Source organism: Mycobacterium sp. UM_Kg1 (assembly GCF_000972925.1).
In the GTDB taxonomy this organism is placed as follows: Bacteria; Actinomycetota; Actinomycetes; order Mycobacteriales; family Mycobacteriaceae; genus Mycobacterium; species Mycobacterium hiberniae.
On the sequence record NZ_JRMK01000112.1, the window covers coordinates 1 to 13,301 of the forward strand.

Here is a 13,301-nt window from a genome sequence, read left to right on the forward strand (position 1 = left end):
GATCCGCAGCCGCATCAGGGTTCCGCCGTAAGAGCCGATGTCGCTGGCCCGGTCGGTGCTCAAGCTGGAGAGCTGCCCGTTGAGCTGCTCCCACGTCGAGTCGTAGTTCACCAGCTCCACCACGGTGTCGGTGCCGTCCTCGTAGGAGTTGGCCAGGTGCAGGTGCAGCAGCGGATCGGTGTAGAGCACCCGCGGCTTGCCGCCGTCGCGCGGCACCAGACCGATCAGGGTGCCTCGTGACGCGTCGTATTCGATGGCGTCGATGAAGTTACGCAGCCCGAATGCGGCGCCCATCATCTTCGACGCCGGGAAGACCAGCGGTGGAATCACGAAGACCATGTGCTTGCTGGTCAGGCCGACGTCGTGGTTGAACATCGCCAGTGGCAGATCGAGCTGGCCCAGGCGGTGCAGCTTGCCCGCTCGGTCCACGCGGTAGCAGATCAGCTTCGGGAACGGCACCATGGCCAGGCCGAAGTTGAACATCTCCTTGGTGTCGGGATCCCACTTGGGATGCGCGGAGAAGGCGCCGAGCCACTTCAGCGCGCCGCCGAAGTCGTGAATGCCGACGGTGTCGAGGGTGTCGGGGTCGATCTCGGTGGGCGGGCCGCCCTCCCACAGCGCCAGCAGCTTGCCGGCGTGCATCACCACGCCGGTGTTGGCCACGTTGGCCGGGAACCGCAGGGCGTTGGTGAGCACGCCGCCGGGGCGCATGGTTCCCAGCGCGCGGTAGGGCGCTCCTCGCGAGGTCAGCGATTTGCGGTAGTGCTTGGTTCGCACATACCTGTTGCGGTAATGCACCGAATCGGCAATGGAGAACATCGACAGCATGCCGTCGCCGTCGAACAGGTGACCCAGCGCCTGCCCGCCGGCGTCGAGCTTGCCAGAACCGTTGCGGTACAGGGTGCCGCGCAGGCCCTCAGGGATCTGGCCGTCGAAATCATCTATGGTGTAGTCGTATTCGTCATAGAGCGGGGTGTAGGCGGCGAAGTCGGCACCGGCAGTGTCGGGGTTGGTCACAAGCGGTCCTATCTGTTGGAGTGGCTCGCGGCGGGATGCACCCGCAGCGTGCAGGACAGTCCGGGCAGATGCGGGTCGAACTCCAGGGGCATCGCCGAGTCTTTGTCGAACAACTTCTCGCAGGCTGCTTTGCACGCCATGAGGCATGAATGCTCCTGCGCCACGCCCGCCTCGGTGGCGGTGTGCATGGCGCACTCGGGGATTTCATACACCAGGGTGCCGTCGGGCTCGACACCGGTCCGCCTGATCGGCCCGACCAGGAACGTCGCCACCGAGACGCCGGCGTCCATGACAGGGGGATACAGTGCGCGCGGAACCAGAGTGACCGTGCCGAACGCCGGCAGCAGGAACCGCAGCCAACTGCGCAGTCTGGCCGCCACGGTGTCGGAAACCAGCCGCTCGACATCGTCTCGTGCCAGTTTCTTCACCAAACCGGAGATGGCCCATTCCAGCTCACGGACGAACTGTCCGTAGCGGCGTCGCCAGGATTCGCGGGCAGGAAGCCGGGCCCCCGGGGCCACCCGCCTGGCGATCACCGATTCCCACTCGGCGTCCACCGCCGCGCGGTCGTCGGCGAGCTCGCGCACCAGGGGCAGCAGCACCGTCTCCGGGATGTCGCCCACCCGCGCCAGCATGGAGCGCATGATCAGGTCGTCACGCAGCTCGCTGATTCTGGTGCTCACGGCAGCTCCACTTTCTCGGGTTTGCACTGAGCGTCGGCTTCGGCCGGCGGGGCCGTTGCGGGCATCTGTCGTCTCCTTGTCAGTTCCAGGGAATGCCCTGGCGGTGTGGTTCGGATTCCGGAGGCATGACCGGACCGCCGTAGGGCAGCGGAATGGTGTGCGGGCCGATGGGGGTGGGGTCGGTGCGGCGCAGGTGATCCCATCCCGGCGGCGGGCCGGCGGTGTCGTCACCGGGTGGACGGGGCGCGTTGCGGGCTCCGCGGATCAGCAGTCCGGGGTCGTCGTTGAGGCAGTAGGTGTGCAGGTAGGGCTCGGGGTAATTCGGGATGAACGGCACATCGCGGGGGTGCGGGTAGTCGCAGATGTAGCGGGGGTAGATGTCGGCGATCGCCCAGATGCCGCCGCCGTGCATCAGGCCGGCGACGCCGTCGAGCAGGGGCGGGCGGTCGTCGCGGAACAACTGTTGCAGTGCGGGAACGCGGACGTAGGACAGTTGCGCGACGGTGGTCAGGTTGCCCAGCAACTGCACCATGGTCTCGGAGTTGTCGTCGATCACCCGGTCGATCGTGGCGAGCGTATTGGGGGTGTCGTCGAGCAGACGCCGCATGCCGGCATCCTTGGCGCTGACGCCGGCCAAAGTGCTGCCGAGATTGGCTGCGATAGCACGAATTCCGTCCGAACCCTCATCGAAGATCCGGAAGGCCGGACGGCTGCTGCGCAGCAGTGTCATGGTTTGCGGCAGCACTCCGTCCAGCGTGGAGATCAGCAGTTGGCCGCCGCTGAGCAGGTCGCGCAGCTTCTGCGGTCCCTGCTCGCTGACCCCGAGCTCACCGAGGACCGCGTTGAGCTGAACCGGATCGGTCTGCGCCAGCAGTCCGTCGACATTGTTCAGCAGCCGCCAGATCGGAATCGGGGTACTGGTGTCGGAGCGGGCGATCACGGTGCCGTCGGTGAGCAACGGGCCGGTGGACTCGGCCGGTTCGAGATTGAGGTACTGCTCGCCGGCCGGCGACAGCCCGGACACCCGGGCCACCATGCCCTCGCGCGGGATCCGGGCGTGTGCGTCGATACGGGCGACGGCGCGTACGCCGTCATCGGTGAAGTCCACCGAGGCCACCCGCCCGATCGGTACTCCCCGCAGGGTGACGTCCTGGTTGGCCAGCAGGCCGCCGGACTCGTCGAGGTCCACCGTCACCGTCATCTGATCGGCGAACGGGTTGTCGCGCAAGGCGCCGAAGAGCAGGTAGGCGACGCCGACGACCACCAGGCCGACTTGTGCGATGCCCGAGATGAGCAGCCGGCGCGCCACACCGGCGCGCACCGCCCGCAAAACCAGCGCGGCGATCAGTTCGACGGGCTTCATTGCGGCGGCCCCCAGATCCGGCCCCGGTCGGTGCCCCATACCCGATCGCCCAACTGAGTGATGACGTACCGCAACGAGCCGACCAGGTTGTCCCAGTCGGCCCACTTGGGGCCGTGGAACTCCGGATCGCCCAGATGGTTCTTGTCCGCGATGTGCCCGAGCGCCAACAGTTGCATGTCGACGTCGGAGTGTGACGCGTTGGCACTGAACAGCTTGAGCACCGGGGGCAGGATCCGCACCAGGTTGTCCAGACTCACCCGGGGGTCCAGCGCCGTCTCGTTGAACGCGCGGGAAAGCTCGTCGACATCGTGGATCAGGCTGCGGGTGTCGACGCCGGCAATGGACGGGAATCGTTGCAGCTGGTCGGTGATCGCGCCCATCTGGTCCACCAGATCGACGATGGTGGAGGTCTGGCCGGCGAGTACGGCCAACGCCGGCGCCGACGAACCCAGCACGTCGTTGAGCGACTGCCGTCGGCTGTGGAGTATGTCGGCCAGCGCTGTGGTCTGCTGCATCACCCCGCGAAGATCGTCGGTGCGCTCCGACATGGTGGTCACCAGCGCACGCGACTCACCGATCATGGCGGCCAGGCCGTCACCGTCATGACCGACCGCGTCGCCCACGCCGTTGAGAACCCTGGTCAGGTTGCCGATCACGCCGCCGTTGACCACCATCGAGGCCGAGGCCAAAACCTCCTCGACGGTGGCGGCGGCCTGGGTCGCGGCGATCGGGATGGTGTCGCCATCGTGCAGCAGCGCCGCACCTGCAGCCGTCGGCGGCTGCGTGAGTGCGACGAAGATGTCGCCCAGCGGCGTGGCCGACCGCAGTTCGGCGGTGGTTCCCACCGGCAACCGGACGTCGGCGAGGATGCGCATATCGACCACGGCGGTGTAATCCCTGGCCGCCATCGACACCACCTCGCCGACATCGGCACCGCCGAGCCGGATCTTGGCCCGGTCCGGCAGGTTCAGCGCGTTGGAGAACACCGCGTTCAGGTGATAGCTGTCGCCGCTGATGCCGGGTGCGGGCAAGGGCAGCTGCTCCACCCCGATCGAACAGCCGGTGAGCACCATGGTCGCGGCCAGCGGCAGTGCCGCCAGGATCCGCCGGTTCATTGCCCCAACCTCGTCATCGCCTCGAGGACGGATGTGACTCCGAAATCGGGTCCGAGATCGCGGATAGTGCCGGTGCGGCAACCCAATTGCCGCAGACCCAGGATGTTGCAGACCTCTTTGGTCATCGAGCTGTCGAAGAACACCGAATCGAAGTGCGCAGCCACCCGCAGCATGCCGTTGTCGGTGTCCATCGCATTGACCACGTTGTCCATCGCCAGCGGAGTCACGTCGAAGACCTCCGCCAGTTCGCGGCGGTAGTCCGCCAGGGCTGTGGTCAGGGCGCTGCTGCTGCGCAGGGTTGCCATCAGGTTCTCGCCGTTGTCGGACAGCAGGGTGTTGAGCTGGCCGAGCACCTGGTTGAGCGAGCGGCCGGTGTCTCCGTTGCCGACGCCCTGCTGGGCTGCGATGGAGCTGAGCTGGCGGATGTCGGCGCCGAACGCGCGCACCAGGTCCTGGTTTCGCGCTGCGGCGTCGGTCAGCCGGCTCAGGTTCGTGACGATGGTGGTGATGTTCTGGCGGGTCGCCTGCCCCTCGTCGTCGCCGCTCCGCAGCGCCGTCGAGAGCTGGCCGAGTGCATCCTTGATCTGCTGACCGCTGGTGGTGGTGATCTTCGATGTGGCGGTGAGGATGTCGGCCATCGGCCCGCCGCCGTGGCCGTCGCCGCCGAGCGCGGTACCGAGCTTGTCGACCATCTTGAGCACCCGGTCGAACTCGATCGGAGTCTTGGTGCGGTCCAGGCCCAGTACGGCGCCCTCGGGCAGGACGGGTCCGCCGGCGTAGGGCGGGGTGAGTTCGACGTGGCGGTCGGTGAGGATCGAGGTGCCCACCGTCACCGCCTGGACGTCGGCGGGCAGGGCAACCTTGGGGTCCACCTCGAGGACGACTTCGACGTAGCTGCTCTGCGGCGTGATCGAGGCGACGCGGCCCACCGGCATGCCGAGCACCGCCACGGTATTGCCGGTGTAGAGGCCGATCACGTTGTCGAACCGGGCGGTGATGGTGCGCTGCCCGGAGCTCACCGCGGAACGCAGGGTGTATCCGGCACCGAGGACTGCGGCTGCGGCCAGCACGATGATGGCGACGGCGAGGGCCCGTTTGGTCATTCGCAGTCCTTGAAGTACTGGTAGCGCTCCGGGAAGCGGAACTGTTCGGCCCGGCCGCTGATCGCGCACATCCAGGAATCCACCAGCAGACCGCCGGGCAGCGCGAAGTCCAGAAACGGGCCGGACCCGGTGGCGTTGGCCACGTTGCGCATGGCCACCGGCATCACCTGGAACAGGTTGCGCAGCAGGTCGTCGTGATCGCCCAGCATCGCGGTGGCCTGTCGGATGTCACTGAGCAGCCGGTCGAGCTGGGCGTGGTCCCCGACGGTGATGTCGCGGGCGGTGGCGACCAGTGTGGTGGCGGCGTTCATCAGCCGCAGCACCGCGTCGCGGCGCGCCGTGACCTGGCCGAACAGCTGATGGCCCTGATCGACCAGGGCGGCGAGATCGGCCTGCTGGCCGCCGAGGATCTCGGCGATCTCGGCGGTGCTGCGCAGCAACCCGGCGATCTGGTCGCGGCGGTCGGCGATGACCCGCGACAGGTTCTGCACGTTGGTCAGGGCGTCGGGCAGGATCGCGGGCAGGTCGCGCAGCTGGGTCGAGACCGCCTGCATGGACTGGGCGAATCGCTGCGCGTCCACATCCTCGAAGGTGTTGGTCGAGTCCTGCAACAGTCGCTGCAGATCGTAGGGGACATCGGTGTGCGCCAGAGTGATTCGCCGGCCTTCGAGTTCACCGTCACCGGCGGGCTTGAGCTCGACGTAGCGAGCGCCCAGCACGGTGGTCAGCTTGATGGCAGCCCGGGTCTGCGAACCCAGCACCACGCCGCGGCGAATCTTCATCGACACCAGCACGTGAGCGCCGGCCAGCGCGGTGCCCTCGACGGTGCCGACCGGGACGCCGGCGATGCTCACCTCGTCGCCCGGCCGGATGCTGGCCGCCTGGAGAAACTCCGCGTAATACGTTGTCTTGCCGAGGTTCAGTGTGCTCAGCAGCGTGGTCGCGGCGATCACCGCCGTCAGGGTCAGCACCGCGATGGTGCCCAGCCAGGCCTGGTTGCGGTCCTCGAGGACCGGTTTGCGTGCGCGCGGGGCTGCCATGGTCATCACCTGCACTGTGCCGAGTACTTGCGCCACCCGCCCGGGGTTGCGGCGTTGATGATGCTGGGCACGATCGGTTTGAGGAAGTTGAAAAAGGTGAAGTTGAAGTCGCAGGCCTGGGCGCTCATGGCGGTACTGTCGCCGGTGATTCGGGCCAGGCCCTTGAAGACCGCGGGGAGATTCGCGCCCATGGTGGCCCATTGGTCTTCTCGCGCGATCATGGTCGCCAGCAGCCCTGGCTCACGGTTGAGGGTGTCCTCCAGATCGGGTCGCACCGCGGTGAGAATCCCGGAGAGCCGACCGACCACCGTGGAGATGGAACCCATCGCGGTGATCAATTCGTCGCGGTGGACATTGAGGCCGGCCACGACGGCGCGGACCTGCGACAGCGTGGTCTGCAGGGCTGTGCCCTGATCGGCCAGGTTCTGGGTGACCGCGGTGAGGCTGGTGATCAGCTGGCCCAGCAGGTCGTCGGGGCCGGCCAGGGATTTCGCCAGGCGGGAAGTTTCGCTGACCAGTACCGCGAGCGAACTCGAGTCGCCTTGGAGCGCTTTGATCAGGGCATTGGACAGGTTTCCCCGGTTGTCGGGATCCAACAGGGTGAACAGCGGTTCGAAACCGTTGAGCAGGTGGGTGACGTCGAACGACGGCTCGGTGCGCTCCATCGGGATGGTGGCGCCGTCGGGAAGCTTCTCCGGGTGACCGAAATCCGCCAGGGTCAAACCGATGTAACGCTGTCCGATGATGTTCTGGTAGACGACCGAGGCCATGGTGTCGCCGTAGACGGGCTGGTTGCGCTGGATGCGGAATCGCACTCTGGCGTGGTCGCCGTCGAGGTCCACCGCGTCCACCCGGCCGACCCGGACCCCGGCCATGCGGACATCCGATCCGGGCCGTAGCCCCGTGACGTCACTGAACAGCGCGGTGTAGGTGTTGGTCGGGCCGGCGACGTCGCGGCGCAGGGTGACCAGGATGGTCCCGGTGAGCGAGATGCACATAACCAGAAACAGGGTCAGCAAGATCAGCTGGCGGCGGTGGGCGGTCATGGCGTGCCGCCCGGGGTGAAAGTGGTTTCCGGCGAGGCGATTCCGGCCGGCCCCACCAGGACCTGCTCGGCGGCGTTGGCGGGTTCGGGCAGGGTGATGCCAGGTGGCGGAACGTAGGAGCGGGGGTCGGGAATCCCGTGGGTGTCCACGACGGGCGTCGTCTCGGGTGCGGTCTCGCAGCTGGGGCCGCGCAGCTCGCCGTAGACCGGACAGTCGCTGCGGGTGTACAGGCGCAGCGGGGCCAGCGCCACCCCCAGCTTGAAGCTGAAGCTGAGTTTGGTGCCGGTGCGGGTCCACAGCTCGTCGAAGAACGTGTCGACCAGGTTGTTGACGCCCAGTGCGATCGCGGGGAACTTCGCCGAACTGTCGGCCAGCACACCGACCACCGGAGTCATCTGGGTGCCGATGGCCACCAATTCGTCGGTGTGGTTGTCCATGGCGGTGCGCATGGTGCCGACGGTGCCCTGCGCTCCGGTGAGCAGGTTCTGCAGTGCCGCCTGCTTTTCGGCGACGGTGCGCATGGGCACCACGGCATGGTGCAGCGCGTCGACCAACTCGGGTGCGGTGCCGCGCAGCGCGGCTATGGCCGACTCCCAGGTCTTCAGCGTCGACGGCGCACTGTCATCGACGCTGAGGTCGTTCATCTCGGCGACGATCCGGTTGAGCCCCTGGGCGGCCGAGCTCAGCGCCGGTCCCTGGCCGGCGGTGGCGTCCGCCAGCACCCGCATCAGACCGAGGGTGTGTTCGTTGCCGGGACGGGTGACGGCGGTGACCAGAGCACGCAGTTTGGCCAGGGTGTTCTGGAACAACTGGGTCGGCAGGGTGCGGTCCTCGGTGACGACGTCGCCGTTTTTGACCTCTGCCGCCGGCCCGTTGTCGACGAGCTGGACCGTGGACACCGCAAAGGCGTTGCTGGGCACGATGCGTGCGGTCACGGTGTTCGGAATACCGCGTGCGCGATCGGGTTTGAGGTCGATATGCACCACGTTCGGTTCCTGGTCCGTGGCCGGTATCACGGTGCGGACCGCGCCGACCAGCACGCCGCGGAACTTCACATCGGATTTGGGGGGCAGGCCGTCGCCGACGCTGGACAGCACCGCGGTGATCTGCACCCGCGGGTCCAGCTTGCCCGCTGACTTCTCCAGCAGCAGCCAGCCGGTCAGCGCGCAGATCAGGACGAAGGCCACTCCGCTGCCCACCAGGGCCGGGGTGGAGGGGCCCCGGCCGTCGAAGTCGAATCGGTTCGGCATCTATCCGCCCAGCCGTCCGCCGGCGTCGATGCCCCAAAACGCCATGGTCAGAAGCATGTTGACACAGACCATGATGGTGATGCTCGCGCGCATGGCCCGCCCCGCGGCAATGCCGACGCCACGCGGCCCGCCGGCGGCGTAGAAGCCGTAGTAACACTGCAGGGTGGACATGATGGCGACGAATATGGCGACCTTGATCACCGCGAACACCATGTCGCGCGCGGCCAGCATCAGCCCGAAGTAGTGCAGATAGGTCCCCGAGGCCTGGCCGCTGACCAGGAAGATCACCAGCTGGCAGACAAGGAAGTTCAGGCACAGACAGACCACGAACAGCGGCACGACGGCCAGCGCCGACGCGAGCACCCGGGTGGTCACCAGATAGGGGATGGGGCGAATGGCCAGCGACTCCAGCGCGTCGATCTCCTCGGAGATGCGCATGGCGCCCAGTTGTGCGGTGAAGCGACAGCCGGCCTGGATGGCGAAACTCAGTGCGGCCATCATCGGCGCGATCTCGCGCACGGTCGCCAGTGCGGTGATCAACCCGGTGGCCGGTCCGAGGCCGAGCAGGTTGAGGGCGTTGTAGCCCTCGATCGCCACCACCGCGCCGCCGGCGGCGCCGTTGAGCAGCACCACCCCGGCGGTGCCGCCGCCGACGACGATGGACCCGTTACCCCAGGTCACATCCGAGAGCAGCCGGAAGAACTCCCGCGGGTAGCGCCGCAGCACCAGCGGAATACCGGCCAGCGTCCGGAAGAAGAACACCACCATGTGCCCGATCCGGGCCGCTTGGTCGACCGGCACGTTCGCGGCGGCGAGCACGGGGCGCGCACCGGGGGGCAGGAATGTGGTGGCCGCCATGATCAGAAACTGGTCTTCGGGAACAGCACCAGATACATCTGGCTCATCAGGACATTGGTCAGCAGCAGCAGCAGGATCGACTGCACCACGGCCGCGTTCACCGAGTTCGCCACTCCCGCCGGACCGCCGCGGGTGTCCAGTCCCTTGTAACTGGAGATGATCGCGACGATGACGCCGAACACGACGGCCTTGAGCAGCGTCAGGATCAGGTCGTCGACGGTCGCGAACGACGAGAACGTCGAGGTGTAGCTGCCCGGGGTGCCGCCCTGCAGCGTCACGGTGAACGCGTAGCCGGCCAGAAAGCCGATGAAGCAGGTGAAGCCGGTGAGGGCGACGGCGACCACCACGCTGGCCACCAGCCGGGGCACCACCAGACGCCGGATCACCGAGACGCCCATGACCTCCATGGCGTCGGTCTCCTCGCGGATGGCGCGGGACCCCAGATCGGCCCCGGTGGCCGATCCCACCGCGGCGGCCATCAGAACCGCCGCAACCAGCGGCGCGCCCTGCCGGATGACGGCCAGGCCGTTGGCGGCCCCGGCCAGCGATGTCGCGCCGAGTTGTCCTGCGAGCAGGCTGAATTGAATCGCCAGGGTGACGCTCAGCGGTACGGCGACGAACATCGTCGGCACGATCGCGGTGCGGGCCATGAAGGTGGCCTGCTCAACGAATTCGGTGAACGGGAAGCGGCCCCGGGCGATGTCGATGACCAGATACTGGGCGGCACGCACCGCCAGCACGCATTGGCCGCCCACCGTACGCAGCGCTGTGATCGGGTGCCGGCGCAGGTAGTCCTGCGACCAGCGCCCGATCACCCGGGTCGCCGGATTGGGCGTGTCGTCGAGTTCTAGAGCCTGCACCGTCGTCGGCCGCCGTTCAGGCCCGGTCGAAGACCAGACAGAGCCGCTTGAGGCCGCGCAACATGAAGCTCGGCTCATAGGTGAAGTCGTTGTCCTCGGCGAACCTGACGGTCTTGAAGCGCCGGGCCAGTTCGACGAAGGCGATGCTCGCCTCGAGCCGGACCAGCGGAGCTCCCAGGCAGGCGTGGATCCCCTGGCCCAGCGCCAGGTGAGCCCGGGCGTTGTCGCGCTCGGGGTTGAACTCGTCGGCCCGGTCGAATCGCTCCTCGTCGCGGTTGGCCGATGCGAAGGCCAGCACCACCAGTTGGCCCGCCGGAATGGTGTAGCCGCCCAGGGTGGTCTCGGCGGTGGTGATCCGGAACATGCTCTGCACCGGCGTCATGTACCGCAGGGCTTCCTCGGTGAACGCTTCGACGCGCTCGGTGGGGTTCTCCCGCAGCCAATCCCACCACTTGGGCTGCTGCGCCACCGTGTGCAGGGTGCTGGTGAGCAACTTGGTGGTGGTCTCGTTTCCGGCGATCAGCAGCTGCTGGATGATGCTCAGGCACGCGCCGGTGCTCAGCGGTTCGTCACCGTCGTCGATGTTGGAGGCGTTCACCAGGCCGGTGATCAGGTCGCCGCGGGGGTTTGCCCGCCGGTCGTCGAGTTCGCCGGCGAAATAGCGCTGGTATTCCAGCAGGCTGCGCGCCTGCTCCAGCCGGCCGTCGTCGTCGATTTCGGCGCCGACGGTGGCGGCGAACTGATCCGACCAGCGCTTGAAGTCACCGATCCGGTCATCGGGCACGTTGAGGATGTGGGCGATGATCCGCAGCGGCAGGGGGGCGGCGAACGCGGGGATGAAGTCGACCGGCTCGCCGGCGGGCAGCTGGTCGGCGATCTCGGTGGCGATCTGGCGGATGGCCGGTTCCTGCTGGGCGATCAGGCGCGGCGTGAACGCCTTGGCCACCATGCGGCGGTAGTAGTGGTGTTCGGGCGGGTCGGCGGTGAGCAGGGTCGGGACCGGCGGCCAGCCCTGAGCTTCGATCTCGGCGACCTGAGCGGCTATCGACTCCGGTGCGGGCATCTGCGGCAGGCCGAATTTCGACGAGAACACCTCGTGGTTGGTCAGCGCTTCGGCCACCAATTCGCGTGAGGTCACGAACCACATGCCCCGGCTGGCCACGAAGTGCACCGGTGCCTCGGCGCGCAGCGACTCGTACCACGGGTAGGGGCACTGCAGCGTCGCAGGCGCCAGGGGGTCGAAGTCGCTGACCGGGCATCGAGCTGCCGTCGTCGGCTCGGAAGTGGTGTCGCTCAACGCGGCCTCCAGGGAATTTGCATCACGCACTTGACTAATTGGTGCACCAATATAATAGTGAGCTGCGTCATACGCAAGGTTGTCGCCGGGACGCGATCACGGCGCGCGGGAAGTGGAGGACGGGTGGCTGGCGCAGCTCCGAAAGCAGTGGTGACCGGTGCGGGAAATGGCATCGGACGTGCGATTTCACGCCATCTGGCTGCGGCGGGAGCCGAGGTGGTCCTCGTCGACGTCGACGGCGATGCGGCGCAACGAGCGGCTGCCGAGGTCGGCGGTAGGGCCGTGGTCTGCGATGTCTCCGACGAACGGTCGGTGGCGGCATTGGCCGAGGCGGTCGACGCGGTGGACATCCTGGTCAACAACGCCGGCATCTGGCGTTCGGCGACGCTGGACGACAGCACCACCGCCGAGATCGACGATGTGCTGGGCACCAACGTGCGCGGCACCTGGCTGGTCACCCGGGCGTTGGTGCCCAAATTCGGCGCCGACGGTGGCGCGATCGTCAACCTCGCCTCGGTGCTGGCCCACGTGGGTGCCGCCGGCCGGGGGATCTACCCGGCGTCCAAGGCGGCGGTGGTCGCGTTGACCAGGCAGATGGCGGTGGAGTACGCGCCTCGCAAGATCCGGGCCAACGCGATCGGTCCGGGCCTGGTGCTCACCGAGGGAACCGCCGGAGAGTTCGGCGATCCCGGACTGCAGGACGCCATCGGCGCGGCGATGCCGCTGGGGAGGCTCGGGACCCCCGAAGACATCGCCGCCGCGGTCGCCTTCCTGGCTTCACCGGCTGCCGGCTACATCACCGGCCAGGCGCTCTACGTCGACGGGGGCTGGGCGGTCAACGGCTCGGCTTTCATCGGCACCGTGGTCGAGCAGTACGTCACCCAGCTGGCCACGGCCGGCCAGTCGTAGGTTTGGAGGCACGATGAGCGAGCGTGTGCAGGGTTCCGGCGGTCCGGGGGAGGCGCGTTCACCGGGACCGACGGTGCAGGAGCTGCTGGCAACCGACACCCGAGAGGTGCCCAAGCCGCTGCTGGAGGAGTCGTTTGAATTCCTCGGCTCCGAGGACATCGACAAGGCGCGCTACATCAGCGCCGACTTCCACCGGCTGGAAGTGGACAAGCTCTGGAAACGGGTGTGGCAGATGGCCTGCCGGGAAGAGGACATTCCCGAGCCGGGGGACTACGTCGTCTACGACGTCGCCGACATGTCGCTCATCGTGGTCCGCACCCCGGGCGGGGAGATCAAGGCCTACCACAACGCCTGCCTGCACCGCGGCCGCCGGCTTTGCGATGACTCCGGGCACGCCAACCAATTGCGTTGTCCGTTCCACGGATTCACCTGGAGCCTGGAGGGAGCATTGACCGATGTTCCCTGTCGCTGGGACTTCCCGCATATCGACGACGCGAAATTCGGCCTGCCGGAGGCGCTGACCGCGACGTGGGCCGGATTCGTGTTCGTCAATCCCGACCCCGGAGCGGTACCGCTGGAGCACTTCATCGGCGAGGCGGACCGGCATCTGGAGCCGTTCAAGTTGCAGGACCGCTTCAAGGCGGTGCACGTGGTCAAGGTGCTCGACTGCAACTGGAAGGTCGCGATGGAGGCCTTCATCGAGTCCTACCATGTGATCGCCACGCATCCGCAGCTGCTGGAGTACCTCGGCGACTGCAAC

The 13,301-nt window shown here is 67.5% G+C and carries 13 protein-coding genes; 2 read left to right on the forward strand and 11 right to left on the reverse strand.

Going from position 1 to position 13,301, the window contains the following annotated elements; genetic code table 11:
* The 11 genes from LI92_RS15980 to LI92_RS16030 all read right to left on the reverse strand — a co-directional run.
* Positions 1-1,017, reverse strand: a 1,017-nt coding sequence (locus LI92_RS15980; protein ID WP_046320494.1) for a carotenoid oxygenase family protein, incomplete at its 3' end; no start/stop codon positions are given.
* An 8-nt stretch (positions 1,018-1,025) separates the two neighbouring features.
* Entirely contained in the window at positions 1,026-1,700 is a 675-nt protein-coding gene (locus LI92_RS24390) for a hypothetical protein (protein WP_046320495.1), read from the reverse strand.
* Between the two features lie 79 nt (positions 1,701-1,779).
* Positions 1,780-3,063, reverse strand: a complete 1,284-nt coding sequence (locus LI92_RS15990; RefSeq protein WP_052740815.1) for an MlaD family protein — start codon at positions 3,061-3,063, stop codon at positions 1,780-1,782.
* A complete protein-coding gene (locus tag LI92_RS15995) occupies positions 3,060-4,178 on the reverse strand; it encodes an MlaD family protein (protein ID WP_046320497.1) in 1,119 nt (372 codons plus the stop codon). Before LI92_RS15995 ends, LI92_RS15990 begins: the two co-directional genes overlap by 4 nt.
* Complete coding sequence (locus LI92_RS16000; protein ID WP_046320499.1) at positions 4,175-5,281, reverse strand: MCE family protein; 1,107 nt, start codon at positions 5,279-5,281, stop codon at positions 4,175-4,177. The genes LI92_RS15995 and LI92_RS16000 overlap by 4 nt, the downstream gene beginning before the upstream one ends.
* On the reverse strand, positions 5,278-6,321 hold the full coding sequence (locus LI92_RS16005; protein ID WP_046320506.1) for an MCE family protein: 1,044 nt from the start codon (positions 6,319-6,321) through the stop codon (positions 5,278-5,280). The genes LI92_RS16000 and LI92_RS16005 overlap by 4 nt, the downstream gene beginning before the upstream one ends.
* A gap of 5 nt (positions 6,322-6,326) precedes the next feature.
* On the reverse strand, positions 6,327-7,367 hold the full coding sequence (locus tag LI92_RS16010) for an MlaD family protein (RefSeq protein WP_046320500.1): 1,041 nt from the start codon (positions 7,365-7,367) through the stop codon (positions 6,327-6,329).
* Positions 7,364-8,617: an MlaD family protein gene (locus tag LI92_RS16015; RefSeq protein WP_052740816.1), complete on the reverse strand. Its 1,254-nt coding sequence runs from the start codon at positions 8,615-8,617 to the stop codon at positions 7,364-7,366. Before LI92_RS16015 ends, LI92_RS16010 begins: the two co-directional genes overlap by 4 nt.
* Positions 8,618-9,475, reverse strand: a complete 858-nt coding sequence (locus tag LI92_RS16020; protein WP_046320502.1) for an MlaE family ABC transporter permease — start codon at positions 9,473-9,475, stop codon at positions 8,618-8,620.
* 2 nt (positions 9,476-9,477) lie between these two features.
* On the reverse strand, positions 9,478-10,335 hold the full coding sequence (locus LI92_RS16025; protein ID WP_046320504.1) for an ABC transporter permease: 858 nt from the start codon (positions 10,333-10,335) through the stop codon (positions 9,478-9,480).
* Positions 10,336-10,351: 16 nt separating this feature from the next.
* A complete protein-coding gene (locus LI92_RS16030; protein ID WP_152665507.1) occupies positions 10,352-11,632 on the reverse strand; it encodes a cytochrome P450 in 1,281 nt (426 codons plus the stop codon).
* Between the two features lie 123 nt (positions 11,633-11,755).
* Here LI92_RS16030 and LI92_RS16035 point away from each other — a divergent pair, with 123 nt between their 5' ends.
* Complete coding sequence (locus tag LI92_RS16035) at positions 11,756-12,541, forward strand: SDR family NAD(P)-dependent oxidoreductase (RefSeq protein ID WP_046320505.1); 786 nt, start codon at positions 11,756-11,758, stop codon at positions 12,539-12,541.
* A 13-nt stretch (positions 12,542-12,554) separates the two neighbouring features.
* The coding region (locus tag LI92_RS16040; protein WP_046320510.1) for an aromatic ring-hydroxylating oxygenase subunit alpha at positions 12,555-13,301 on the forward strand (747 nt) is incomplete at its 3' end.